The sequence below is a fragment of the Akkermansia muciniphila genome (assembly GCF_002884975.1).
Taxonomy (GTDB): Bacteria; Verrucomicrobiota; Verrucomicrobiia; order Verrucomicrobiales; family Akkermansiaceae; genus Akkermansia; species Akkermansia muciniphila_C.
This window is the reverse complement of record NZ_PJKB01000003.1, coordinates 171,763-196,544: the sequence shown is the minus strand read 5'-3', so window position 1 is coordinate 196,544 and position 24,782 is coordinate 171,763. Positions and strand designations below refer to the sequence as shown.

The 24,782-nt window shown below is 60.6% G+C and carries 24 protein-coding genes; 13 read left to right on the top strand and 11 right to left on the bottom strand.

Annotation, left to right across the window (positions count from 1 at the left end; all coding sequences use genetic code 11):
• The first annotated feature begins 39 nt into the window (after window positions 1-39).
• Both CXU21_RS10730 and CXU21_RS10725 read left to right on the top strand, forming a co-directional pair.
• A complete protein-coding gene (locus CXU21_RS10730) occupies window positions 40-849 on the top strand; it encodes a hypothetical protein (protein WP_102726025.1) in 810 nt (269 codons plus the stop codon).
• Between the two features lie 12 nt (window positions 850-861).
• Window positions 862-1,380, top strand: coding sequence for a DNA-deoxyinosine glycosylase (locus CXU21_RS10725; RefSeq protein WP_102726024.1), 519 nt, complete (start codon window positions 862-864; stop codon window positions 1,378-1,380).
• Window positions 1,381-1,391: 11 nt separating this feature from the next.
• Here CXU21_RS10725 and CXU21_RS10720 read toward each other — a convergent pair whose 3' ends face one another.
• Window positions 1,392-2,483, bottom strand: a complete 1,092-nt coding sequence (locus tag CXU21_RS10720; protein ID WP_102726023.1) for an ankyrin repeat domain-containing protein — start codon at window positions 2,481-2,483, stop codon at window positions 1,392-1,394.
• Between the two features lie 31 nt (window positions 2,484-2,514).
• The gene (locus CXU21_RS10715; protein ID WP_180972780.1) at window positions 2,515-3,483 is read right to left on the bottom strand and encodes a hypothetical protein; all 969 of its coding nucleotides are present in this window, start codon (window positions 3,481-3,483) and stop codon (window positions 2,515-2,517) included.
• 87 nt (window positions 3,484-3,570) lie between these two features.
• Here CXU21_RS10715 and hisI point away from each other — a divergent pair, with 87 nt between their 5' ends.
• The 5 genes from hisI to CXU21_RS10690 all read left to right on the top strand — a co-directional run bounded on the left by hisI (window position 3,571) and on the right by CXU21_RS10690 (window position 6,834).
• Complete coding sequence (gene hisI, locus CXU21_RS10710) at window positions 3,571-4,062, top strand: phosphoribosyl-AMP cyclohydrolase (RefSeq protein WP_102726021.1); 492 nt, start codon at window positions 3,571-3,573, stop codon at window positions 4,060-4,062.
• A 64-nt stretch (window positions 4,063-4,126) separates the two neighbouring features.
• Entirely contained in the window at window positions 4,127-5,077 is a 951-nt protein-coding gene (locus CXU21_RS10705) for an outer membrane protein assembly factor BamD (protein WP_102712471.1), read from the top strand.
• A gap of 36 nt (window positions 5,078-5,113) precedes the next feature.
• Window positions 5,114-5,611, top strand: coding sequence for an LptE family protein (gene lptE, locus CXU21_RS10700; RefSeq protein WP_180972308.1), 498 nt, complete (start codon window positions 5,114-5,116; stop codon window positions 5,609-5,611).
• A 29-nt stretch (window positions 5,612-5,640) separates the two neighbouring features.
• Complete coding sequence (gene rsmI / locus CXU21_RS10695; protein WP_102726020.1) at window positions 5,641-6,345, top strand: 16S rRNA (cytidine(1402)-2'-O)-methyltransferase; 705 nt, start codon at window positions 5,641-5,643, stop codon at window positions 6,343-6,345.
• A gap of 234 nt (window positions 6,346-6,579) precedes the next feature.
• Complete coding sequence (locus tag CXU21_RS10690) at window positions 6,580-6,834, top strand: hypothetical protein (RefSeq protein WP_146017058.1); 255 nt, start codon at window positions 6,580-6,582, stop codon at window positions 6,832-6,834.
• Window positions 6,835-6,973: 139 nt separating this feature from the next.
• Here the strand turns inward: CXU21_RS10690 and CXU21_RS10685 are convergent, their stop codons facing one another.
• Together CXU21_RS10685 and rnc are read right to left on the bottom strand one after the other, a co-directional pair.
• Window positions 6,974-8,314, bottom strand: a complete 1,341-nt coding sequence (locus CXU21_RS10685; protein ID WP_102712463.1) for a porin — start codon at window positions 8,312-8,314, stop codon at window positions 6,974-6,976.
• Between the two features lie 144 nt (window positions 8,315-8,458).
• The gene (gene rnc / locus CXU21_RS10680; RefSeq protein ID WP_102712461.1) at window positions 8,459-9,154 is read right to left on the bottom strand and encodes a ribonuclease III; all 696 of its coding nucleotides are present in this window, start codon (window positions 9,152-9,154) and stop codon (window positions 8,459-8,461) included.
• Window positions 9,155-9,316: 162 nt separating this feature from the next.
• Here rnc and CXU21_RS10675 point away from each other — a divergent pair, with 162 nt between their 5' ends.
• Window positions 9,317-9,820, top strand: a complete 504-nt coding sequence (locus tag CXU21_RS10675; RefSeq protein ID WP_102712459.1) for a flavin reductase family protein — start codon at window positions 9,317-9,319, stop codon at window positions 9,818-9,820.
• 36 nt (window positions 9,821-9,856) lie between these two features.
• On the opposite strand, the gene recF is transcribed toward CXU21_RS10675, so the two are convergent.
• The 3 genes from recF to cmk are packed head-to-tail and all read right to left on the bottom strand — an operon-like array spanning window position 9,857 to window position 12,179.
• Window positions 9,857-10,912: a DNA replication/repair protein RecF gene (gene recF / locus CXU21_RS10670; RefSeq protein ID WP_102726019.1), complete on the bottom strand. Its 1,056-nt coding sequence runs from the start codon at window positions 10,910-10,912 to the stop codon at window positions 9,857-9,859.
• 17 nt (window positions 10,913-10,929) lie between these two features.
• Window positions 10,930-11,541, bottom strand: coding sequence for a lysophospholipid acyltransferase family protein (locus tag CXU21_RS10665; protein WP_102712455.1), 612 nt, complete (start codon window positions 11,539-11,541; stop codon window positions 10,930-10,932).
• The gene (cmk, locus tag CXU21_RS10660; RefSeq protein ID WP_102712453.1) at window positions 11,538-12,179 is read right to left on the bottom strand and encodes a (d)CMP kinase; all 642 of its coding nucleotides are present in this window, start codon (window positions 12,177-12,179) and stop codon (window positions 11,538-11,540) included. The genes CXU21_RS10665 and cmk overlap by 4 nt, the downstream gene beginning before the upstream one ends.
• A gap of 139 nt (window positions 12,180-12,318) precedes the next feature.
• Between cmk and CXU21_RS10655 the strand changes: the two genes are divergently transcribed.
• On the top strand, window positions 12,319-14,160 hold the full coding sequence (locus CXU21_RS10655; protein WP_102712451.1) for a lysophospholipid acyltransferase family protein: 1,842 nt from the start codon (window positions 12,319-12,321) through the stop codon (window positions 14,158-14,160).
• Between the two features lie 12 nt (window positions 14,161-14,172).
• Here CXU21_RS10655 and CXU21_RS10650 read toward each other — a convergent pair whose 3' ends face one another.
• Window positions 14,173-15,069 (bottom strand): thiamine-phosphate kinase, encoded by an 897-nt coding sequence (locus CXU21_RS10650; RefSeq protein ID WP_102726018.1) that lies wholly within the window; start codon window positions 15,067-15,069, stop codon window positions 14,173-14,175.
• Window positions 15,059-15,922 (bottom strand): CPBP family intramembrane glutamic endopeptidase, encoded by an 864-nt coding sequence (locus tag CXU21_RS10645; protein WP_146016583.1) that lies wholly within the window; start codon window positions 15,920-15,922, stop codon window positions 15,059-15,061. The genes CXU21_RS10650 and CXU21_RS10645 overlap by 11 nt, the downstream gene beginning before the upstream one ends.
• 200 nt (window positions 15,923-16,122) lie before the next feature.
• Between CXU21_RS10645 and CXU21_RS10640 the strand changes: the two genes are divergently transcribed.
• The 4 genes from CXU21_RS10640 to hflX all read left to right on the top strand — a co-directional run bounded on the left by CXU21_RS10640 (window position 16,123) and on the right by hflX (window position 22,414).
• Window positions 16,123-17,499 carry an ROK family protein gene (locus CXU21_RS10640; protein ID WP_102726017.1) on the top strand — a complete coding sequence of 459 codons (1,377 nt, stop codon included), beginning with the start codon at window positions 16,123-16,125 and terminating at the stop codon, window positions 17,497-17,499.
• 129 nt (window positions 17,500-17,628) lie between these two features.
• Window positions 17,629-20,205: a serine/threonine-protein kinase gene (locus tag CXU21_RS10635; protein ID WP_102726016.1), complete on the top strand. Its 2,577-nt coding sequence runs from the start codon at window positions 17,629-17,631 to the stop codon at window positions 20,203-20,205.
• A 70-nt stretch (window positions 20,206-20,275) separates the two neighbouring features.
• Window positions 20,276-20,917 (top strand): hypothetical protein, encoded by a 642-nt coding sequence (locus tag CXU21_RS10630; RefSeq protein ID WP_102726015.1) that lies wholly within the window; start codon window positions 20,276-20,278, stop codon window positions 20,915-20,917.
• Between the two features lie 183 nt (window positions 20,918-21,100).
• The gene (hflX, locus tag CXU21_RS10625) at window positions 21,101-22,414 is read left to right on the top strand and encodes a GTPase HflX (protein ID WP_102726014.1); all 1,314 of its coding nucleotides are present in this window, start codon (window positions 21,101-21,103) and stop codon (window positions 22,412-22,414) included.
• Between the two features lie 97 nt (window positions 22,415-22,511).
• Here the strand turns inward: hflX and CXU21_RS10620 are convergent, their stop codons facing one another.
• Together CXU21_RS10620 and CXU21_RS10615 are read right to left on the bottom strand one after the other, a co-directional pair.
• Window positions 22,512-23,081: a Maf family protein gene (locus CXU21_RS10620; protein WP_102726013.1), complete on the bottom strand. Its 570-nt coding sequence runs from the start codon at window positions 23,079-23,081 to the stop codon at window positions 22,512-22,514.
• Between the two features lie 75 nt (window positions 23,082-23,156).
• Entirely contained in the window at window positions 23,157-24,698 is a 1,542-nt protein-coding gene (locus tag CXU21_RS10615) for a pyridoxal-phosphate dependent enzyme (RefSeq protein ID WP_257996483.1), read from the bottom strand.
• Window positions 24,699-24,782 lie beyond the last annotated feature (84 nt).

Below are 24,782 nucleotides of genomic sequence, written 5' to 3'. Positions count from 1 at the left end.
TTGATATTTTCCGCCGCCCGTATACCCTGTGGGGCAAGGATGAGGAATGCCCTGATATTGATTTGCTGCCTCGGGCTGCTGTGGCCCGCAGCCGTGACGGCGGCGGAACGCGCCCCCGCGGGCCGGGGTGCGGCCATGACTCCGGGAGAGGCCGCCTGGTACCAGTCCCTGCGCGCCGGACTTTCCCAATTCCGGAAGGGCGGAGGCTACAAGATCAACAGGGAGGCCATGGAAGCCCTGGCGCAGAAAACCTGCCGCTGGGACCCCCGCACGCGCCGTCCCGTCTTCCTTCTCCGGGAGGCCACCCCCTCCTTCTGTTCCTCCGCCTGCTACCTGCTCCTTTTAAAATCCCTGCAACTATGGGACGCCGCCCAGCCGCAGCCCGTTATTTCCGAGCGCGCGTGGCTGGCCCTCATTCCCCGCCTGGGCCAGCATGACGGCGAAGGGCCGTGGGGCTGGGCGAATGCCAATGGCCCCGGCCTGGCCGTGCTGGTGCACAGGCTGGGCGCCGGCGTCAACTTTGAAGACTGGCGGAAGGCCCGGCCCGGAGACTTCATGAAGATATTCTGGACGGACCACATTGGCCGCCGGGAATCCGGCCACCTGACCGTCCTGGTGAAGGACGGCGGGGACACGGTCACCTTCTGGTCCTCCAACATGCCGGACGGCTACGGAGCCAAGACGGTGCCCAAATCCCAGATCAGGCGCGTCATTTTCACGCGCATCACCAGGCCGGAACGGTTCAATCTGGCCCCCGCGGTGGGAAGCCATCCGTGGCTCTCCTCCCTGCTCCGGCAGGAGGTGGGGATGAAGGAGGTGCGCAGGTACTCCGGCATGCAGAACCCCTGACCGCTTCCCGCCGTGAAGAAATGCTCCTTCCCTCCCTCCGTCACGCCGGAATGCTCCGTGCTGGTGCTCGGCTCCCTGCCGGGGGATGAATCCCTGCGGCAGGCCCAGTATTACGCCCATCCGCGCAACGCCTTCTGGAAAATCATGGGCACCCTGCTGGGTTTTGACCCCTCTTTGCCGTATGGGGAACGCCTGTCCCTGCTCAACCGGGGCGGGGTGGGGCTGTGGGACGTGGTGGCCTCCGGCGTCAGGCCCGGCAGCCTGGACCAGCACATCTCCCAGGAACAGCCCAATGACATTGCCGCCCTGCTGGAATGTTTTCCCGGCATTTGCACGGTCTGCTGCAACGGAACCGCCTCCCATAAATACCTCAAGCGGTATTTTCCGGAACTATTCCTCCGGGAAACCCCTGCCATCATCCAGATGCCCTCCACCAGTCCGGCGGCGGCGCGGCTGACGTATGAGCAGAAATTCCGCGCCTATGAGGAAATTCTTGTCCCCCGCCTCCGGCAGGGAGGGGAAAAAGGCTGAGCTTCCGCACCTTATTTGCCGTCTAATTCCCTGGAGGTTTTGGCCCCTGCTTCTTTCAGGATGCGCGCCAGGCTGCTCTTTCCGGTGGCGATGGCGCGGTCCAGGGGAGTGGCTCCGCCCCTGGCGCGGAAGTTCACGTCCGCCTTGTGCTCAATCAACAATTTGGCGGCGGCGTTTATGGAATTTTCCTGAAGGCCGGAAACGTCCGCGAGCACCCAAAGGGCCGTTTCCGAATTGGCCGGCTTGTAATGGCCTAGCCGCGGCTTGCCGTTGGGTTTATTGGGGTCCGCACCGTTTTCCAGCAGGAACCTGACGCTCTCCTCATTCCCGTACCTGGCGGCGGAAATCAGCAGTGTTTTGCCGTCGTTGCACACATAATCCGGGTCCGCCCCGTGCTCCAGCAGATAGGCTGCCTGCGGAGCCCTGGGATTGAAATAATGCCTGGCAAGAAGGGAGGAAGAAGCGTTTTTATACTCGTCAGACCGGCCAATTTCCAGATTGACGTCCGCCCCGTTGGCAATCAGGAGGTCCGCCAATTCAAAAAACTGCATGTCCAGCGCCAGGGCCAGAGCGCAGGAATTATCCCCCCTGATGCCCTCACCCTGGTAGTTCACGTCCGCCCCGGCGCGGATGAAGGCGCTCACTTTGGAAAGCTCCGGCTTCGTTCCCTGTTCCGGCAGCTTGTCATACTTCCTCTTGCCGTTGATGGTGACGGAGGTGGTTGTGCTTTCCCGCGCGGGCCTGTAATCCTTCAGCTTGTACAGGTACTCATACAATTCCAGCCCCTTCTTCTCCCGGGTGGCGCGGTCGGCGGAAGGGTCCACGGGCAGCGGAGCCTTTTTGGGAATCAGGCGCAGGGAGCGTTCCGCCGTGCGGTGCCCCTGCCTGGCCGCCTTGGAAAACCAGAATTTGGCCTGGGAGGGGCTGCGCTTGACGCCATCTCCCTTCAGGAAGCAGAGGCCCATACGGTACTGGGATTCCGCATTTCCTTCCTTCGCTTCCAGGTAAAGGCGCCTTCCTTCTTCCGGGGTGACGGCGCGGACGGCGGGCGAACAGCCGAGGAAGACGGCGGCTGACAACAGCAGACGGGAGTAGTAGGTCATAGTGGGGTAGGGGAGGTGAGGGAGTCTTCATTCAGGAAGACCCGACGGCGGCCAGCAGGTGGACATCCAGCGCCAGGGCTTCATGAATATTGAAATTCAAATCGTCGCGGAGCCTGTTGAGGGCTTCCATGCGCTTCAGCAATTCGTTCACGGGCATCTGCGCGGCCAGCGTGCGCACCTCCGGGTGAATTGGCGTGACTTCCGGGGCGCCGGAGGCGATCAGGGCCGCCTGGCCGAACCAGCTGATGAGCAGTTCCAGGGCCTGGTTGCGCTGTTCCAGGTATTCCGTTTCTATCTGGGCGGCGTTTGCGTCCTTGTTGCGGGACTCCCAGTCAGAGGTGTCCGTGCCCTGGGCGGCTTCCTTCGCTTCATCCTTCAGGGCCTGGTTCAGGTTTTTGGTGATGGCGGCCTTGGCCTCCGTCATGACGTCCACGAACTTGCTGCGGAAGGCAAGCGCGGCCAGGTCATTGTCCAGGTTGCGGCAGGTCTCCAGCCAGTGGGGCAGCAGGGCCTCCTGGATGGGGGTGAGCCTGAACTCCGCGGATTGCAGCAGGTTGACGCGCACGCAGCGGGAAATGATGGTCTGGAGAAGCTGGTCCGGCTGGGAGGTGGACAGAATAAGCAGGCACTGGCTGGGCGGTTCTTCCAGGGTCTTCAGGAAGGCGTTGGCGGCCTCGTCATTCATGCGCTCCGCATCCATGAACACGGCTATCTTCCATTTTCCCTCCGCCGCGCGCTGCTGCAGGAAGGGCTCCACCGCGCGGATGTCGTCCCGCAGGATGCGGCGTGACTTGGACTTGGGGCGCACCAGGCGGCAGTACTCGTCCCGCACGCCGTCCAGGTGGTCCGCCCGGATGCCGTTCATCAGCTCCAGCAGTTGAAGAATCAGGCGGGAGGCTCCCTGGTGTTCGTCTCCCACAATAAGCAGGGCATGGGGAAGCCGGTTGCGGGAGAAGGCGGTGCGGAGCAGGTCGAACGCTTGGGGTGCCGTGAATGCCATACGCTCCCTATGAAACCATTTCGTTGCGTCAGGGCAACAGAAAAGATTGGTATATGTCGGATATTTCATGTACTAAGGGGCCCGGTTATGGAACAAAATGACATCTCATCCCGGATTGTCTTTGCCGACCGCGGCAAGGTGAATGTGGAAAAAGGCGTGGAATTCGCCCCCAAATTTGACCAGAACGGCCTGATTCCGGCCCTCGCCATGGACCACGTTACCCATGAACCGCTGATGCTGGCCTACATGAACGCGGAATCCCTGCGCATGACCATGGAGCTGGGGGAAGCCGTTTACTATTCCCGCAGCCGCCAGGAAATCTGGCACAAGGGCGCGACCAGCGGCCACGTGCAGAAGGTGAAGCAAATCCTGATTGACTGTGACCAGGATGCCCTGATCGTGCTGGTGGACCAGTGCGGCGCCGGGGCCTGCCACACCGGACACCACTCCTGCTTCTACCGTTCCGTGCCTTTTGGCGACGAACTGAAGTCCCAGCCCCAGGGGGAACCCGTCACGCTGCGCGAAGCTGACGGAGGCGTTGTTTTTGACGCTGAAGCCGTGTACGGCAAGGGCCATTAACTCTTTTTTGCGCGTCAATCTGCGTTCACCGGGTTGACGCGCCCTCTTTTTCTGCTGTAAAGTCATGAATGTGAAAAAGCTGCTTGTCATGATGGCCGCCGTCTCCGGAACGCTGGTGCTGTGCCAGTGTTCTTCGGAAGCGCCCCCTCCCCCCGGAACCGTCCGCATGGTGGACCAGCAGGCCATCGCCCTGATGCAGGAAGCCAGGGCGAAGGAAGCGAAGAACGATCTCTCCGGCGCCATCAAGAAATACAGGAGGGTGGTGGAAAAGCACCCCCTTTCCAAGGAAGCGCCGCAGGCCCGGTTCAGAATGGCGGAACTCTATGAAGCCCGCAAGGAACCTGCGGATGCCTTTGACCAGTACCAGAAGCTCATTGACCGTCACCCGGACAGTCCGCTGTACAAGCAGGCCATGGAGCGGCAGAAGGAAATGGCCTTCGGCGCGGCGAGCGGCGCGCTGACCAACCGCGTGCTATGGATGTTTGACGTCAGGATGGACCCCAAGAACGTCACGGAATGGCTGAACCACGTGCGCGACAACGCCCCGTACGCCCCCACCGCCCCGCAGGCCATGAACGTGCTGGGCAGCTACCTGGCCGCCCGCGGCCGGATGAAGGAGGCCATTGAAGCATACCAGAACCTGGTGGACAACCACCCGCATTCCCCGCTGGCCCCCACGGCCCAGCTCCAGATAGCCACCCTGTACCGCCAGGCCGCCGCTGACGGGGACCGCAACCACGTCAATGTGGCCCGCGCCCAGGAAGCGTATGAAGACTATCTCCAGCGCTATCCCAACAGCTCCCGCGCCGGGGCCGCCCGCTCCGACCTGGCCGCCATGAAGCGTGAACTGGTCTCCCAGCAGCTGGAAGTGGCGGAATACTACCTTACCAAGATGAAGGATACCAATGCGGCCATCTTCTGCTACCAGGAAGTGGCCTCCAAGGGCAGCATCAATCCCGCCGCCGCCGCTACGGCGAAGGCGCGCCTGAAAAAACTGGGCGTCACCAGCAAATAACAGGAACCCTCCCTCCGCATGAACCGCATCCGGCACATGTTTAAACTCCTTCTGCCCGCCCTGTGCCTGCTCGCCGGTTCCTGCGGCTACCAGCTGGGGGGCACCAAGCCGCCCAAGCTGGAATTTGCGAAAACCGTCCAGGTCTGCCTCTTTGCCAACAACTCCCTGGAACCCCGCGCCGCCACACTGGTGACCGGCGCTCTGGCGGATGAACTCCAGCGGGACGGCACCTACAAGCTGAGTACCCGCTCCGGGGCGGACATCCGGGTGGAGGGGGAAGTATACTCCATCACCTTTGACCAGCTGCGTTCAAGCCGGGAAGACACCTATAAAAGTACGGAGCTGGGCCTGCGCCTGGCCGTCAAATACCGTGTGGTGGACGGCAGGACGAACGAGGTCCTGTACGCCAGCTCTGCGGAGGAAACGAGCCAGTTCTTTGACCTGGGCAACATCCAGACGGCACGGACCAACGCCCTCTCCTATGCGGCGCGGCTGGTGGCCACCTCCATAGCGGAAACCCTTACCAACGGATAGCCCCTTACTGTTCCGGATCATCCTTGCTTATGGCGGAAGTGGAATATAGCGTTTACTTTGTCCCGGTACCGATCGGCAACCGGGCGGACATCACCCTGCGGGCGCTGGACGTGCTGCGCAAGGTAGACGTCATTGCGTGTGAAGACACCCGCCATTCCGGCCTCCTGCTCTCCCATTATGAAATCCGGAAGCCGCTGATGAGCATGCATGACCACAACGAGCAATCCCGCGCCGGGGAAATCGCCGCCCGTGCCGCCGGCGGGGAAAGCTTCGCCGTGATCAGTGATGCGGGAATGCCGGGTGTGAGTGACCCGGGGTACCGCCTCATCCAGACGCTCAAGGAAAAGGAAGTCAGCTTCACCGTGCTGCCCGGACCGTCCGCCGTGGTGACGGCGCTGGTGGGTTCCGGACTGCCTACGGACGCCTTCTTCTTTGGCGGCTTTCTGCCTGTCAAATCCGGCAGGAAAGGGGCCATGCTCCAGGCGGCGGTGGAAGCCAGCCACACGAGCATCTTTTATGAATCCCCCCACCGCATCGTCAAAACCGTGCAGTCTCTGGCGGCGCTGGATCCGGACGTGCCCGTCTGCGTAGCCAGGGAACTGACCAAAACCTTTGAAACCTACCACCGCGGCCCCGCTTCCTGTCTGGCGGCGGAATTTGCGGAACGTGCCCCCAAGGGGGAAATCGTGCTGCTGGTGGGCGGCGTGAACGCGCCAAGGCTGGCGGGGCGGTGACGGGGCGTACACGGCTTAGTTGTGAAAGTGATTTTCACCATCAGGGCCGTGTCAGAAAAAAAGCATTTGGGAACATTGTAGAGGCGTGCGGCGCTTCATGGTGGTCTTTTGGCATTTCCGGCGCGAAATGGTGCGGGAGTTATCAACTTGACGCCTGGAAGTGTGTCATGATAATGTTCTATCATCATGCTGGAGGATAGGAGATCACGTTCCTCGCGCAAAACACCGGATTTGGTGACGGATGAGCTTATTGTCATTCTTCATGAAGCGGGCATGCTGGAATTCAACGATATTTTCCAGCGTACCGTTATCGTGATGAAAGAGAAGCATATGTCCCTGGGCGGCGAGGAAATCCTGCGGCTGCGCATTTATGAAAAGCTCCAGACCCTGGTGAGCGCGGGAGGACTGCTTAAAAAGGGCCGTGAATACACCGCCCAGCCCAAGCTGATTACCCTGAAGTCAGAGACGCTGCCGGATATACGGCTTTGAGAGTATAGAACCTCCGCTGGGTTTATTGCGTCCGTTTTCTCTGGAGCGGTTCCGGTATTTTTATGCCGGTCCATGAATAAAGCCGCTCCCCCGCAGGAGGAACGGCTTCCGGAAACGGACGCAGATGCGCCGGGATAAGTTAGAAGTTGGTGCGGAACGCGATGTTGTAGCTCCAGCCGGTGAAGCCTTTCTGCTTGCTGGAGTCCGTGCCGTTGGAATGGGCGTATTCGACGCCCGCCATGATCTTGGCCATGTTCGGGTTGCATTCAAAGATGTAGTAATTGACGCCCAGGTACAGGGCCTGCATGCAGTCGGACGTGCCGGAGTACGTGGAGTTCTGCGTGTAGCGTTTTTCCCACTTCACGGCGTTGCTGCCGGCCGCCATCTGGTAGCGGAGCACGCCTTCCCAGTTGGGCGTAAATTTGTAGGATGGCATGATGGTCACGCCGAACACGTTTTCAGCCCCGGCCTTCATGCCGATGACGTTGAACCCGGCCATCACTTCCGTCATCAGGGAGAAATCCCCCTGGGAGCCTTCCCAGGTCAGTGCTACCACGTCCTTGGCTCCGGTGCCCTGGTACTTGGACTTGAAGCTGTAGTCATGCAGCTTGTCGTACGCCTTGTTCCGGGCGTCGTCCCCCCACTTGGTGAAGTTGTGCGCGTAGTCCAGCCACAGGCGGCTCTTCTTCAGGAAGACATCGTTGGACGTGTCATAGCTCAGCGTTCCGGTTATAAAGCAATTGTCCTGGGAATTGAAGGCGGGTTCAATGCGGTTGTTGAACGTTCCGGTGCCCGTGCCTCCGTTGCCGTTCATCCAGATGCCCGCGGCCCAGCCCAGCCTGTCCTTCTTGTCGGAATTGTTCACCTGGAACCCGTAGTTGGTTTCCGAGCGGAGCTGGTTGACCAGCATGGAGCGTTCAATGGTCAGGATGGCGGAGGAGGAGGTGCGGTATTCCCCGGTGATGCGCGGCTTCATTTTGCCGATAGCGTAGGTGACGGGGCCGCCCTTGTATTCCAGATTCAGTTCATACAGGGAGTAGGTCAGGTCGGAGGTGTCCCAGCGGTTGGCTTCCGCGTTATAACTTTCCAGACCGTCCATGCCGCCGATGTTCCAGACGTTGTTGAATTTGAAGTTTTTCAGGAACTTCATGTTGAATCCGGCGCGGAAGCGGCGCCATTCGTCGTTGAAGCGGCGTCCGTTGCCTTCCTTCTCACCCATCACGCGCCCTTCGCCGTTCGGGTCAATCCAGTCCATGCCGTACTGCATGCGCAGGGAAACGTTAAACTCCTGGATGTAGGGATTCTTGTGATCCCGTTCCGCATTGAACCACTTGAAACGGTCGCCGAGCCATTTGCAGGCGGAAAAACTGTCGCGGGCCAGCAGGACGTCTCCGGCGGATGCCGTGGAAGGCGTGGCAGCGGCAAAGGCGGCGGCTCCGAGAGTCATGATGCCGATGACGGGGAGAGTATAGGTCTTCATTTGTTTTCTATGGTTGGTGTGTGTCTGTGAGAAGGTCTTCCGGGGAAGATTCTTCCTCACGGAGACGGCTTCTGTCTATCAAACCAGCCACAGGGCTGTCCAAGGCTTAAGGGTGACAAAATAGCCACCCGGTCCGTTAAAGGTTTACAGGGTAATGCGGAGCCATTCTTTGGCGGACAGGGCCACCGCGGCGGCTTCCACTTCCGCCTTCCGTTTACTGGCTCCATGGCCATGGCCGATCACGTGGCCGTGCCAGAGCACGCGCGATTCAAAGCGGTCCTCCGCTTCCCGCTGCCCCTTTTCCTCCGTTTCATAGGCGGGCGTCTCCGGCAGGATGGCCTGGAGAATGGCCTGGAGTTCCCCTTTGGGGTTGATCTCCTTGGGAGAGCTGGCCGCGGAATCCAGAGCCTCATGCAGAACGCGCAGGGCCACGGCCTTGGCCGTTTCATAGTCGGAATCCAGGGACATGGCCCCGAAGACGGATTCAAACGTGTTGGCAATGATGGAGTTCTTTCCCCGGCCTCCGGCTCTTTCCTCCCCCTTTCCCAGGGAAATGTACTTGTCCAGGCCCAGGATATAGCCGTATTTGCCCAGGTTGGCGCGGCTGACGGTGCGTGCGCGCAATTGGGTCAGCTCCCCTTCCGGAGACTGGGGCATCTGGTGGTAAAGGTACTGGGTGACGGCAAGCTGTAAAATGGCGTCTCCCAGGAATTCCAGGCGTTCATATGTCCGGCGCGTTTCCGGCTTGCTGTCCGTGCTGGGGTGGGTCAGGGCCTGCGTGAGCAGGTCCGGATTCTTGAAACGGTAACCCAGCTTGTCTTCCAGCGCGGTATGGTTCATACCCGGAAATGCTAGAGCCGCCCTCCCGGAAAAGCAACTCCAAACGGATGCCTTTCCGGGAGGGCGGGGCCTCCTCCGGCCGCGTCATCCCAGCCGCTCCGCGGCTTTGACATATGGGGGGAGAGGTGTAGGATGGTACGCGAACAAACGTTAGAGACCACGATGAAAAAGATTGATCCAAAGGAAATCCGGGACAACGCCATGCAGTTGATCGGGCATGACTGGATGCTGGTGACGGCGGGCACGCCGGAGCATTTCAATATGATGACGGCCAGCTGGGGAGGCCTGGGCTTCATGTGGAAGAAGCCTGTGGCGTTCGTGGTCATCCGGCCCCAGCGCCATACCTTCCGCTTCATTGAAGCCGGGGAGGAATTCACGCTTTCCTTCTTCAGTCATGAATACCATAAGGCCCTGACCGTTTGCGGCACCACGAGCGGACGGGATACGGACAAGGTGGCCGCCTCCGGCCTGACGCCGTATGGGACGGAGAACGGCAACGTGAGCTTTACGGAAGCGCGCCTGGTGCTTGAATGCCGCAAGCTGTATGCGGAGGCGCTGAATCCGGATGCTTTTCTGGATAAGACCATTGTGCCGGAATGGTACGCGGCCGGGGACTTCCACAAGATGTACATCGTGGAGATACTGAACGTCTGGGTGAAGGAATAGGGCGCCGGGGCAGTTCCTTTTCCAATCGGGCCGTGTTCAGGCCGGATTGAGCGCGGAATCCTCCAGCCGGAAGGCCGGCAGCGGGCATGGGGTGTCATGCAGCCAGTCCAGATGGGTGGTGGTGATGAGGCTCTGGGCGTCCGCGGGGAGCGATTGCAGAAAAGCCACCCGGCGCGTGGGGTCCAGCTCCCCGAAGACGTCGTCAATCAGGTGGATGGGCGTATGGCCCGTTTCCTCCGTAAGCAGGGATGACTGCGCCAGCTTCATGGAAATGGCGATGGTGCGCTGCTGCCCTTCCGAGGCGAATTGAGCGGCGCTCCTGCCGTTCAGCGTGATGTCCAGGTCATCCCGGTGCGGTCCGTTCTGGGTCTGCCCGTACCGGATGTCCCGGTCCAGCCCGGCGCACAGCCGTTCGTACAGGTCCCCTTCCTCGGCGGCGCGGTAGGTGACGGAGGCCTGTTCCTCCCGGCCTCCGATGTTGCGGTAGGCCAGGGCGATATGGGGAACCAGAAGCGCCAGCAGGCTGGCGCGCAGGTTCCTCAGTTCCGTGCCGTGCAGGGCAAGCTGCCGCGTATACGCGTCCAGTTGGAGCCTGTCCTTATGCCTGTGTTTGAGCAGGTAATTGCGCGTTTTCAGAGCCTTCCGGTAGCTGAACAGGGCCAGCCTGTAGCCCGGGTGCCACTGGCTGCCCAGAAAATCCATGTACTTTCTGCGGGCGTCCGCACCGGCCTGGACCAGGGAGAGATCGTCATTTCCCATCCACACCACCGGGTAGCTGTCCGCCAGATAGCTGCGCTGGTCCTTGCGCGGTTCGCCATTGACGCGGAGGTCCGGAGCGTCCGGCGTCCACAGGATGCGCCGGGCCTGTCCCGGCAGTTCCCCCCGGATGCCGAAGGATTGTTTGCCGTGGGCCGCCAGCGGGCCGGGCCGGGCGGTGCGGGGGGATTGCAGGCGCAGCAGGAAGCAGACGGCCTCCAGCAGGCTGGTTTTTCCCTGCGCGTTGTTCCCCAGGATGATGGCCCCCTGCTGCGGAATCTGCCAGGAGAAGCTTCCGTAACAGCGGAAGTCCATTAATTTCAGCCTGGAAATCATGGGGCCGGGAAAGGGGATTATTCCGCAGGAAGGGCGCGGATGGCGTCCATGATCCTGTCTGTCAGATGCTGGTACGCCTCTTTTCCTTTGGCGTTGAGTTCCGCCGGAGTGAAGGGGATGGGGTCTCCCACCGTGACCGTGACGGGATGGATTCTGGGGAAGCGGGAGCCGATGGGGAAGGCTTCATACGCTCCGCTGATGCGCAGGGGCTGTACGGGAACTTTCGTTTTGCTCAGGATGAGGCCTATGCCTCCCATGCCGTCGTGGATTTCACCGTCCGGCGTGCGGGAGCCTTCCGGGAAGACGAGCACGCGCTTGCCGGATTTCAGCAGGCGTATCACGTGCTTGAGGCTGGCGGCGTCCGGGTTTTCCTGGTCGATGGGGATGGCCTGGCAGAGCGGGAGGGCCCATTTGAAGATGCCCTGGAACAGGGTCTTGCGGGCGAAGAAGTAGATGCCCTCCTCATAGGAAATGCCCAGCATGGGAGGGTCCAGAAAGCTCTGGTGATTGCTGACAATGAGCACGGGGCCGTCTTCAATAAGCTTTTCCCGGTTGACGACCTTCCAGGAGAAAAAGGCCTTGGAGATGCTTTTGAAGAGCGTATAGAAAACCCAGTAGAAGGAGTTCATCTGGCGGAGAGTTTTTGCTGGATGTTGTCGGTAATGAAACGGACTACCTGGTCAATCGTCATGTCTGACGTATCCACCAGCAGGGCGTCCGGCGCCTGGGCCAGCGGGGCCGTAGCGCGGGAGGAGTCCTTGCGGTCGCGTTCCGCGATGGAGTCCGTCAGGCCTTCCGCGGCGCGGCGCGCGGCCCTCACTTCCTCGGAGGCGGTGACGAAGTACTTGAACGGCGTGTCCGGAAAGACCACGGTGCCTATGTCCCTGCCTTCCATGACCACGGGCTCCCGGCGGTTGTATTCCCGCTGCCGTTCCACCAGCAGGGCGCGCACTTCCGGAATGGCCGCAATGGTGGAGACGTGGTCGTTGACCTGCCGGCGCGTGAGTTCTTCACCCAGCACGCGTTCCCCGCACAACACCACGGAGCGGCTGCCGTCCTTGCCGAAGGAGAGGGGGACGGACGGCAGGGCGGCCAGTACGGCGGCCGTATCCGCCGGATCAATGCCCTGTTCCAGCATGTACCAGGTGACGGCCCGGTACATGGCCCCGGTGTTGATGAACGTGTAGCCGAGGCGGTCCGCAATGAGCTTGGCGACGGTGGATTTTCCGGATGCGGCGGGGCCGTCAATGGCGATGGCTGGGTGCATGAGTGTCTTCTAATGTTGGAAATGGGGGCTAAAGCCGCTTGGATTGTAACTTTGCGCCCTGTGGAAATCAAGACTGCGTTCCGGACGGCACTGTAAAAAGAGATTCACTTTTTCCTGTAAATCCGTTATACAGCGGGGCATGGCCCAGCTCAAACACCCGAAGATGGTGGACATCCGAGACATTTTGGACGAAAATACGCGTTTGCCTTCGCTGGTGGCGGCGTCTGCTGAAAAGCTGCTGGGCCTGGAACGCCTGAACAAGGCGTACGACAAGATCGTGAGAGACAAGGAGTCCGGCTCCCCGGAAAATTTCTTCCAGCTGGCTACCAGGCACTTGAACCTGAAATTGCAGCTTCGTCCGGGGGACCTGGAAAATATTCCCAAGAAGGGCCCGGTGGTCGTGGTCGCCAACCATCCCCACGGCCTGTCGGACGGCATCATGTTCGGGGAGCTGCTCACCCGCGTGAGGGAAGACGTCCGCATCCTGGCCAACGAGCAGCTTTCCCTGTGCCAGGAACTGGAGCCCTGGCTCATCAAGGTGGATGTTTACGAGGATGAAAACGCCAAGCGCAAGAACCTTTCCGGCATGCGCAAGATGATCTCCTGGCTGCGGAAGGGCGGCGTGCTGGGCATTTTCCCTGCCGGCACCGCTTCCAGTTTTTCCCTGGCCCATAAGAGGGTGACGGATGACCCGTGGAACGCGAACATCGCCGCCATCATCCGCATGACGAAAGCGACGGTGGTGCCCGTGCATTTTCCGGGGCGCAACAGCCTGCTGTTCCAGGGCGTTTCCCTGATCAACCGCAAGGCACGCGTGGCCTTCCTTCCCCGTGAAGTAGGCAGGGACGGCCGCAGCACGCACCGCATCGTGGTGGGCAGGCCCATTCCGTTCAGCCAGCTCATGCAGTATGATTCCGATGAGGCGATGGTTTCCCACCTGCGCCTGCGCACTTATCTGCTGGGCAAGAGTTATGAAAAGAGCCGCCGGCCCCATGTGCATAAAAAGGACCGCAAGGCGAAAATGGCCGCGCTGATCCCTCCCGTTTCCGTGCAGGACATGCAGGCGGAGATTGACGCTCTGCCTCCGGAATGCCTGCACGCGCGCCAGGAAAACGGAGACTGGGACGTGTACGTGGCGGACGCCCTGCAAATCCCCAACATCCTGATTGAGATAGGGCGCCTGCGGGAATACACCTTCCGCCAGGTGGGGGAAGGCTCCGGCAAGGCGTGTGACCTGGACACGTACGACAACCACTACAAGCACCTGTTCCTGTGGGACCGCACCCACCGGAAGCTTGTGGGCGCCTACCGCATGGGGGAGACGGACAAGATCATTGCCCGCTACGGCGTGAAAGGCCTGTATAACGGGGAATACTTTTCCTTTGCCCCCGGCGCCCTGCGGGTGCTGGAACGTTCCCTGGAAATGGGCCGCGCCTTCATCGTGCCGGAATACCAGAAAAGGCCGCTGGCCCTGGGCTTCATCTGGGAGGGCATCGGCCAGTTCATGGCCCGCAACCCCCATTACCGCTACCTGTTCGGCACGGTGAGCATCTCCCGTGACTACACCAACCTTTCCCGCGCCCTCATCGTCTCCTATCTGAAGGCCCATGAAATGGACGCTGAGCTGGTGCATGAGGTGAAGGCCTACAATCCGCCCCGCAAGGCGGACTTGAAAAGGTCTGAATCCTGCATCCTGCCCATCGGCCTGACGGATGCCCAGGGGCTTTCCCAGCTGGTGGCGGACATTGAGGAGGACGGCAAGGGGATTCCCGTGCTGCTGCGCCAGTACCTGAAGCTGAACGGGAAAATCCTTTCCTTCAGCGTGGACAAGCACTTCGGCGATGTGCTGGACTGCCTGATCCTGGTGGACATCTTCAAATCCCCGGAACGTTCCATCAAGCGCTACATGGGCAAGGACACGTACGAACAGCTTCTGCCCCACATGCAGCAGGAACGGATGGCGGACAAGTTGGCTGAATAATTCCGCGCCCGGCTAATTGAAATGCCTGTATCCCGCCGGAAGGGCGGAGCAGGGTTCCGTGGTCATTTCCCCGATGACGGCCAGTGGCGTTTCAGGAAAATATTCCGCTGCCAGCCGGACCATGCGGTCCCGGTCGCCGGGGCGGAAGGTCACCAGCAATTCATAATCCTCCCCGTCACCTATTGCTTGCGCCGCCGTAAAACCCGGGCGCACGGGCAGGAGTTCTTCATGAATGCGGAAGCCCAGACCGGAAGCTTTCGCCAGTCGGGGAAGGTCGGTCCCCAGACCATCGGAAAGGTCCATCATGGCGGTGGCCCGGCCGGAGGCGGCCAGAATGCCGCCCTCCCTGACCCGTGGAATGAAGGAAAGATGGTGCCCTGTAGGGAAACTGCCGCCCAGCACGCCCGTAACGGCGATCAGGTCGCCCGGCTGCGCCGTGCTGCGCAGCACGGCCTTTCCTTCCGGAACTTCCCCGGTCAGCGCCACGCTGATGATCAGGCCGTCTGCGGGCAGTCCGGAGCTTTCCCCTCCGGCAATGCTGATGCCGAACTGTTCCGCCAGCCGCCCCATTCCACGGTAAATGCCTTCTACCTGGGAGACGGGGCGGTCCGCATGCACAAACAGGGTCACCAGGGCGTGAAGGGGCGTGCCGCCCATGGCCCCGATGTCTGAGACGGCCCGCGCCAGGGCTTTTCTGCCGATCAGTTCGGGATCCGTGCCGGGCAGGAAGTGCATGCCCTCTACCACGCAGTCCGTTTTCAGGAGCAGCTGGCGGCTGCCGGAACTCCGCGCCACGGCGCAATCGTCCCCCGGTCCCGTCACCAGGGCGGGGTTGGAAGGCATCAGGGGCAGGAGCCGGGCTACCAGCGCATCCTCCCCCGTCTGCCGGATGGTGGGATCAGGTGCCATAGGGCAGGAGGACGCCGGGATAAAGAATGTTGATCAGGGTGGCGGTGTTGAAAATGCAGTGCGCGATGATGGGCGTCCAGAGGGTGCCCGTGTATTCGTACAGCAGCACCAGCATGGCGCCGAAGACAGCCAGGGGGATGAACGGCACCAGGCTGACGTGGATGATGCCGAAGAGCAGGGACGTGGTGACCAGCGCGAACCAGGCGCCCGTGTACTTCTTCATGATCGGGTACAGGTAGCCGCGGAAGATAAGTTCCTCCACCAGCGGGGCCGCGATGGCTGCGCTGAAACAGATGACCGTAATCAGGGGAATATCGCTGGAATTCCGCAGCACGGAGACGATGGATTGTTCCGCCGGAGCGTGCGTAACCTGTTCAATCCACTGGAACAGGCCTGCCCGGTCCAGCAGGAAGTGGATGACCAGCACCAGCAGGTAGCCCGCCACGGGGGCGTAAACCAGGGCTTTCAGGGAATGTTTTTTAAGCCCCAGAGCCTCCATTCTGCCCGTGTGGAACATGCGCACCAGCAGGACGAAGGCCAGGATGAGGTTCAGGCACGTCCCGTTGAATATCTTGTAGCCGTCCAGCTCCATGTTTGTGGTGGTGGGCGGTGCGGACGCGCCGGGAGGCGTGGCCGCCGCCATCAGCGCCCCCATGCTGAAGTACAGGACGATGATGCCGCACATGGCGATGTCCAGCATGTCCAGATGGTCCACGGGGACGCGCCATTTCAGGGGGCGCCGGATATTCGGCTCCTGGGCCTGGCGGAAGACTCCCACGGCCAGAGTGATGAACATGACGGCGATCAGGGCGGAGGAAAACAGGGTAATAAGCTGGTCCGTTAATTCATTCATGGAACATGTGTGCGTGGAGTAGGCCGTCCCTCCGGAGCGCCACGCCGGAAAAAGGGCTCCTGCTTCTTTAGTGAAAACACGGCGATTTTCCAGCAGAAAGTGAGCTATCCGCCTGCACGGGCCAAAAAAAATCACAGGGGAAGGGAATGAATACTTTTCAAGGAAAAGCGGGTATGCTACGTTTCCAACGGATTATTGCCATGAACATTCAACCCAAAATCACGCCTGTGCTGGACCCCGGCTTCGTGCCGGCCATCCTTTGGAATCAAGCTTTTGAAGCCAAAGCCGCCGCTGATCCCGCTTCTCATCAAGTGGACATCGCGCTGACCCGCAATGACGGAACCTGCTTCCGCTGGTCCGGCAAGCTGCTTCCCCACACCGGGGAAAACGTTGCCCTGAATGAGAAATATGTGGAACGCATCGTGAAATTCCTGCTGTGGCAGAAGGGCGGCAATATCATCCTCGTCGCCGGGGATGACGCCATTGCGGACATGCTGGCCTCCCGCTACTGCAAGGGCGGCGCCCGCGAATTCGACTGGGATTTCATCGGCAAGAAGATTTACGGCTCCCCGATTGAAGTGAAAAAGGTGGCCGTGGAAGACCTCCCTGCGGAATACTCCGGCTCCATGACCCTGGGCCGCAACCTGGACGGCTACCGCATCGGCTTTGACTTGGGCGGCTCCGACCGCAAGTGCGCCGCCGTGGTCAACGGCGAGGTGGTCTACTCTGAAGAAGTGGTCTGGGACCCCTACTTCCAGAAAGACCCGCAGTATCACATTGAAGGCATCCAGGATTCCCTGGAACGCGCCGCCGCCCATCTTCCCCGCGTGGACGCCATTGGCGGTTCCTCCGCCGGCGTGATCATCAACAGCGAGGTGCGCACCTCCTCCCTCTTCCGCGGCGTTAGCCAGGAAGACATTGAAAAGACCCTCGGCAAGGTGTTCCGCACCCTCCAGAAGGAAAAATGGAACAGCATCCCCTTTGAAGTGGTGAATGACGGTGAAGTCACCGCCCTCGCCGGGGCCATGGGCATGAATGACAACGCCGTTCTGGGCGTAGCCATGGGCACCTCCGAGGCCGCCGGCTACGTGGACCCGGAAGGCCACATCAAGCCCTGGCTGAACGAACTGGCCTTCGCCCCCGTGGATTACTCCGAAGAAGGCGGCGTGGACGAATGGTCCAAGGACATGGGCGCCCTTTACTTCTCCCAGCAGGCTGTGGCCCGTCTGGCTCCCCGCGCGGGCTTCCAGTTTGACGGCATGCCCTTCCCGGAACAGCTCAAGAAGGTTCAGGCCGCAATGGCGGAAGGCGACGAACGCGCCCGCAGGATTTATGAAACCATCGGCGTGCACTTTGGCTATGCCATCGCCCACTACGCCCGGTTCTATGACATCCGCAATCTGCTCTTCCTGGGCCGCGTGGCTTCCGGAGACGGTGGCCAGATCATCATTGACAAGGCGGAAGAAGTGCTGCGCACCGAGTTCCCCGAGCTGAAGATCCAGCTTCGCGTGCCGGATGAAAAGACCAAGCGCCACGGCCAGGCCGTAGCCGCCGCTTCCCTGCCGGCACTGGCCTGACAGACGGAATGAACATTTGCGGGAGGGGCCCTGTACGGGGTCCCTCCCTGCTCTTGTCCGGAGGGGCGGGAAAAACTCCGCGCCGCTGATTTTCCCTTTCTTTTCTCCTTCCCCTTCCGCCCCGCGTTCATGAACCCCCAGCAAGACAACATCATTGAATGTCCGGAATGCGGGCAGGCCATGGACGTCTCCCAGCTTCAGCCGTACGCCAATGCCATCTGTCCGGGCTGCCAGGCGCTGACGCGTGTGAAAACGCGCATGGGGCCCTACCGGATTACCGGAAAACTGGGGAAGGGCGGCATGAGCGTGGTATACCGTGCGCAAGACTCCGTGCTGGGGCGTGAGGTGGCCCTGAAGGTGCTGAATGATACCTATGCCGGGGATGCCCTGCGCAGTGAACGTTTTGAGCGGGAGGCCCAGATCATGGCGCGGGTCTCTCATGAAAACCTGGTGCAGATTTATGCCGTGGGGCATGACCAGGGCCTTTTTTACATTGCCATGGAGCTGGTGGAGGGTAGCGGCCTGGATTCCCTGATTACCGCGGAGGAACGCGTGCCGGAGGACAAGGTGCTGCGCCTGACGCTGGACATTGTGCGCGGGCTGGATGCCGCCTGGAACGCGGGCCTTATGCACCGGGACATCAAGCCGGCCAACGTCCTCCAGTCTCCGGACGGGGTTGCCAAAATCGTGGACTTCGGTCTGTCCCTCCTTCACAGTGAGTCCGACGTGGAACGGGAAATATGGGTCACCCCGTATTACGCCGCTCCGGAAACGCTGCTGCGGGGTGAGGAGGACTTCCGGACGGACATGTACGCGCTGGGCGCCACCATGTACCATATGCTGGTAGGCGCTCCTCCGCGCGTGGACGCCTCCCAGTCTTCCGATGTTCTTCTGGAGACCAAAAAAAACCTCCCCCGCCTGGACCAGGTGGTCAATGACATCTCCCCGATGACCTGCTTCATCGTGGACAAGCTGATGTCCTTTAATAAGGAGGACCGGTTTTCCTCCTATCCGGAATTGATGGATGCCGTGGAGCAGGCCCTGGGGGAATATGACAGGGCCATGCAGGAATCCGGCCTCACCTGGGCGGAACGGCGTGCGGCGGAGAGCCGCCGCGCCCGGCGCAGGAAATGCCGCATGATCGTCATTTCCTCCGTTGCCGGCGTCGTGGTGCTGGGCCTTGGCATCTGGGGATGGGCCGCATGGCAGGAGGGGAGGGCCGCTTCCCATGCCGCGCCCCCTCCGGCGCTTCCACCTACCGCCGGAGAAGGAACATCTCCGGAGGACAGGGCTTCAGCGGAATCCCGGCTGGAGCGCAGTATCCGCTTCGGGAACCTGTTCAATGAAGCCCAGGAATCCCTGAACCGGGGGGATATGGTGAAGGCTGCCGCCATGTTCGGTGACCTGGCGGACCAGCCGGACTGCCCCCTTTCCACCTCCCTCTGGGCCGGCTTGAACCAGGTTCTGTGCCTGTGGGCGCGCGGCCAGTTCCCGGAAGGAGTGGAACGGCTGGAGGAACTGTCCCGGAAAGTGGAGGCCTACAAGGACCCGGCGGAGCTGGAACGCGCCCGGGACGTGGGGAACCTGGTCATGTACCTGGGCTCCGGAGACTGGTCTTCCAGAATGCCGGGACTGCGGTCCAGCTCAGATCTGGCCGTGCATTACTACGTGGGCATGGCGTTGAAATCCTGGTACCTTGCCGGTAAATGGCCGGAATACGGCTCCTTTCTGGACCGGGTGGCGGCTGAGGCCGCGGATGACCGGGAGAAAAACATCCGTGAACTGGCTTCCGCATGGCTCAGCAACCTGAAGCCGTATACCGCCCAGTACGACCGCCTGAAACGTCTCCAGGACATGCCGGAAAAGACGGTGGCGGAGGTGGAGGCCAAACGGTCCGCCGCGGACTTTCTGCGGGAACAGATGATGAATGGGGAAGTGGCCTCCATGCCTCCGGCCTATGCCGCGCTGGAGGGAATCCTGGACCATCTGAGAATGCAGTACCAGACGGCGCGGGACTGGGAGGCGGCGGAAGCCGTGAGAATGGCCAAGCTGAAAGAGGAGGAGGAAAGGAAAAAAGAGCAGGAGGAGGAGAAGAGGAGGGAAGCCCTGCTGGCCGCGCAGTCCAGAAGCTATGAGGACATCTGCCGGGAAGCGGCTGAAGTCATGAAGAAAACGGGTGATTATGAAAAGGTTTCCGCTGCCTACCTTGCGGCGGAGGGCGTGGTTTCTTCTCCGGCGGTGAAGGCCAGGCTGGCCGCGCGCCGGGAAATGACGGACCGGATGCTGCCGCTGTTCACCCGCATGGAGAAAATCCTGCCCGGCCTGCTGGAAAAGAAGCCAGCAAAAACCCTTGTGTTGAAAGACGGCTCCAAAGTGCGCCTGACGGGGATGAAGGGACACCTGCTGACCGTAGAGCCGCAGGACAGCCGGGAAGGGAGTGACGCGTACCAGGTGAGCTGGAATGACCTTCCGTTCAATTCCCTGTATGCACTGGCACGGGAATGCCGTCAGAAGCAGCCTGCGGAATTTGCCGCCCTGGCGGATACGTATTCTAAGCCGCTTCTTATTTTCGGCAGCCTGACGGAAACCATTTCCCCCACCCAGCAGGAAAACGCCCTGCTCCAGATGGACCGCTCCTTCATTGAAAAATGGAACCTGTGGATGAGCAGCCTGGATGAGGAGGAAGAACCCCCGGAAGAGGAGTAAATAATTGTATTGAAAAAACTTGCCGTCCGGCGGGGGGAGTGGTACAGGGAAAACAACTCCCCTGTAAATCATGAAAAAATCTCTTATTCTTGCCGCGCTTTTCCCGTTGCTTTTCCCTTCCGGCTGGTCCGCTGATGCTGCCGTCCCCGCCAGTCCCTACTATTCCGGTGTTTTGCCCGGAGGCTGGAGCGTCTCTTTTTTCGGTTCTCAACTGGTGGACTCCATGGATAAGGCCGTCTTTCTCCGGGAGGGGCGGGAAGTGGCTTCTTTCAAGCTGCCTTCCGGGAATTCACTCAACAAGATCATTGTGGACGAACCTTCCGGACGGGTCGTGATCGGCATCCAGACGGACAACGCCACTTTTGTCCTGAAAATGTGTGATTTGAAAGCCGGCAAGGCCGCAGACATTGACATGTCCAACCTTCTGCTCAGGCTGGCTGAAGACTTTCCTGATTCCTCCCCGGAAGATTACGTGGGGCATTCCGTAGTGCAGTGCGGCGCCCTGAAGCTGGAAGATGGAAAAGTCATGGGGGAAGCTGTGAAATCCGGAACCGTGGGCGACCTTCGCTATGACCTCACGGTTCCTTTCTCCATTAATATCGCGCAGCCCTGGCCGGAAGCCGGGAGGAAAGCCGTAATGACCCTGGAAGAATCATCCATGGAAAGGACTCCGGATCCCGACCCGGTGGGGAAAACGCCGCGCATGCAGTAAAATTTGCTTGCCTAGGGTACTCCGTACGGCTCTCATAGCCGCATGAGACTGATCAGCTTTATGACGCTGGCATGCACTGCCTGCTTCCTCTCTTCATGCGGTTGTGATTGCCACAAACATGCGGACTTCGCGCTGAAGGACTACACGCCCACCTCCAGCAAGCAATTCCGTTAACCGTCCGCCATGTTTGAAATCCGCGAAAAACCGGAAATGGTGGAACGGGCCATGCTCGTCTCCATCTATTTTGATCCCTCTGAGGCCGGGGAAAAACAGGCCATGCTTGATGAGCTGGAAGACCTTGTCTCCAACCTCGGCATAGGCATTGTGGGCAAGCACCTGATTAAATCCCGTGACGTGCACGCCAAATTCCTGTGCGGTACCGGCAAGGCGGAGGAAGTGAGGCAACTGGCCCTGGACTGCCGGGCGGATTGCGTGGTGTTTGACAACATGCTCTCCCCTTCCCAGCAGCGGGAATGGGAACGGCTGATTGACGAATGCGTGATTGACCGTGAAGAGGTCATTCTGGACATCTTTGCACGGCGCGCCCGCACGCGGGAAGCCACCCTCCAGGTGGAACTGGCGCGCATGCAGTACTCACTCCCCCGCATGGCCCGCATGTGGAACCACCTGGACCGCCAGGGCGGCGGTTCCGGGGGCGGGAAGGGCGGCGGCGGAGCCGCCAGGGGCGAAGGTGAAAAGCAGATTGAAGTGGACCGCCGCCTGGCGCGCGCCAGGATTGAGGCCATTCAGAAGGAACTGGCCCTGGTCATCAGGCAGCGCGCCACGCAGCGCAAGGAACGGGAACGCCAGGCGATCGCCACGGCTGCCATCGTGGGGTACACCAACGCCGGGAAATCCTCCCTGCTGTCTCTCGTATCCGGCTCGGAGGTCATGGCGAAAGACATGCTCTTTGCCACGCTGGACACCACGACGCGGAAAATAGAACTTCCGCATGGACAGCCCCTGCTGCTGACGGATACCGTAGGCTTCATCCGCAATCTTCCCCACCGCCTGGTGGAGGCCTTCAAGTCTACGCTGGAGGAAGCCGTCCTGGCGGATTTTCTGGTACAGGTGGTGGACGCTTCCGACCCGGAAGCCGTGCGCCATTACGAAACCACCCTGGAAGTGCTGGAAGAGCTGGGCGCGGGTGACAAGCCCATGATCGTGGTCCTGAACAAGGTGGACCTTGTCCCGGAAGAAGAGCGCCACAAGCTGGAAACCCTGCTGACGGCCCACTTCAACGGCAGGGTGGTGCCCATGTCCGTACAGGAGAATCAGGGCGCGGAAGACCTGCTGAACGCCTGCGTGGAAATGCTGGAAAGCCGAGTGCGACGCGCATGGTTCCTGATTCCCTATACCCGGAGTGATCTGGCCGCCGCCATGCACAGCGAAGGCAAGGTCCTTTCCACGGAATATGTGGAGGAAGGCACCCTGCTGGAAGTGGTGCTCCCCGTGGCGTTTTACAACAAGTTCAGTTCATTCCTGGCGGAAAAATGAAGCCTTCCCGGCTTGCAGTAAAACCGCTTTCCCGTCTGAAGAGCATTGAAAGCAAGAGGACCCTTTCCGGGAAACAGCGTCCGAATGCTTGATCGGTCTATAGTAGGTAGCCCAGGCTTTTCAGGCATTCCAGCACGTTGTTGACCGGCAGGCCGATCACATTGTCCGTATCGCCGCGCACGGAGGAAATGATCATCTCCCCGTGCTCCTGGAAGGCATAGGACCCGGCCTTGTCCATCACGTTCACCAGCTCCATGTAACGGCGTATATCTGCCTCCGTCAGTGTCCGGAAGGTGACTTCCGTCAGCACGGCGATGTCCTTTACTCCCAGCGGGGACTGGATGGAGACTGCCGTGCACACGTGGTGCGTGCGCCCGGAGAGCATGCGGAGCATGGAGCGGGCTTCCTCCTCATCCTGCGGCTTGCCCAGGGGGCGTCTGTCCAGGAAAACGAGCGTATCCGCGCCTACCACGGTGGAATCCGGATGTTCCCGGAACACCGCTTCCGCCTTGGCCCTGGCATTGTGCAGGCAGAGTTCCTGCGGTGGCATGGCGGCGTCTTTCAATTCCTCCGTATCCCGCACGACGATGGAGAAAGCCACGCCGGCCTTCGCCAGTAAATCGCGCCGCCGCGGTGATTGGGAGGCCAGGATAATGGGAGGAAGCATGAAAGGGGAACCAGTAGTGGGAAGTTAATAGCGAAGAGCTAATATTTTCAATCTCTATTAACTTTTAATGATTAACTATTTACTTCCCATGATCCGGTTGAATGCCTCCGGAGATATCTCCCGGATGGACCGGATGATGTTCTTGGAAAAAGCGCCCATGCGTTCCCTGATGGTCTCCCGGTCTTCCGCGGATTCAAACTCCATGCCCACCAGGGCGCGGCCCACGCGTTCCCCGGTATAGGTATAGTTGAAATAGCAGAGGGAGGCCAGGTCCGCGATGCGTTCCATAAAGTCAAGAAAGGCCCCGGCGCGTTCCGGAAATTCAATGTGGACGAACAGGGGATGCTGGCACAGCTCCGCCTGGTAGTGAATCATGCGGAAGCGCACGTCGTCATCCTCACTGATGTCTTCAAACTCGATTCCCTTCTTCTTCAGCGTCGTGCGGATGGTGTCCAGATCCTCGTCAGAAGCGGCAATGCCGAACACGGGGTACTGGGCGGCTCCTTCCGTCTTGCCGTACTGCACGTCCACCAGCGTGGTATCCTGCGGGATGTGGCGCAGGTACTTGAGAACCTGCCCGCGCTTGGAATCCATGGAAATGCGCAGGTAGCGCGTTTCATGGTTGCCGATGCCCGCCTGCCGGGCGATCTGGGTGAGGTGGGTGAAGTCCATGTTGGCGCCGGAAATGACCACGAAACTCTTTTCATCAGGCTTCACTTCTCCCTGGTTCCATTGTTTCAGGAATCCTGCCAGGCTCATGGCTCCGGAAGGTTCCGGCACCACGCGGGAGGACTCCCACATGGCCCTGATGGCCTGGCAGACCTCGTTGTTGGTGACGGTTACGAACTCGTCGATCAGCTCCCGGCAGAGGGGATAGGTCAGTTCCCCGGGGATATGGACGGCGGTGCCGTCACAGAACACGTCCACGTAATCCAGATTCACCCGGTGGTTCTGTTCCATGGAGGTTTTCATGGAGGCCTGGTCCACGCCTTCCACGCCGATCACCTTGATGTCCGGCCAGAATTTTTTCAGCCAGCAGGCTACGGCCGCGGCCAGGCCGCCCCCGCCGATGGCTACATAGGCGCGGTCAAATGGGCCTTCCCCGCTCATCACCACTTCATCAGCCAGCGTTCCCTGGCCCCCCATCGTCACCAGGTCGTCATAGGGATGCACGAAGGTGCTTCCGTGGGTTTCCGCGTACTCATGGGCGGCAGTGGCCGTCTCGTCATAACAGTCGCCGTGGAGGATGATCTGCACGTGCCTGCCGCCATGGCGGCGCACCTCCGTCTGTTTCACCTCCGGTGTGGACCGGGGCATGAAAATGGTTGCCTGGCAGTTCAGGACGCTGGCTGCCAGGGCCACGCCCTGGGCGTGGTTGCCGGCTGAGGCCGCCACAATGCCCTTGTCCCGCGCTTCCTGGCTTAGCGCGGCCATGCAGTTGAAGGCTCCGCGCCATTTGTAGGCCCGGATGGGTCCCAGGTCCTCCCTTTTGGCGTACACCGGGGCCTTGATGCCCGGCAGATTCAATCGTTGAAGAGGAGTTGGTTCGCCAACGGTGTAAACGCGCTGGCGGGCTTGCAGTATTTCCTCGGAAAGACGGTCCGAAAGTATGCTCATGATTGTAATGCTGGCTCCCATTCTACCGGGTCCTGGCCCCCTTTTCCAGTAAAACATTCCCGCCGGGCTGCCTGTTTTCCAGGC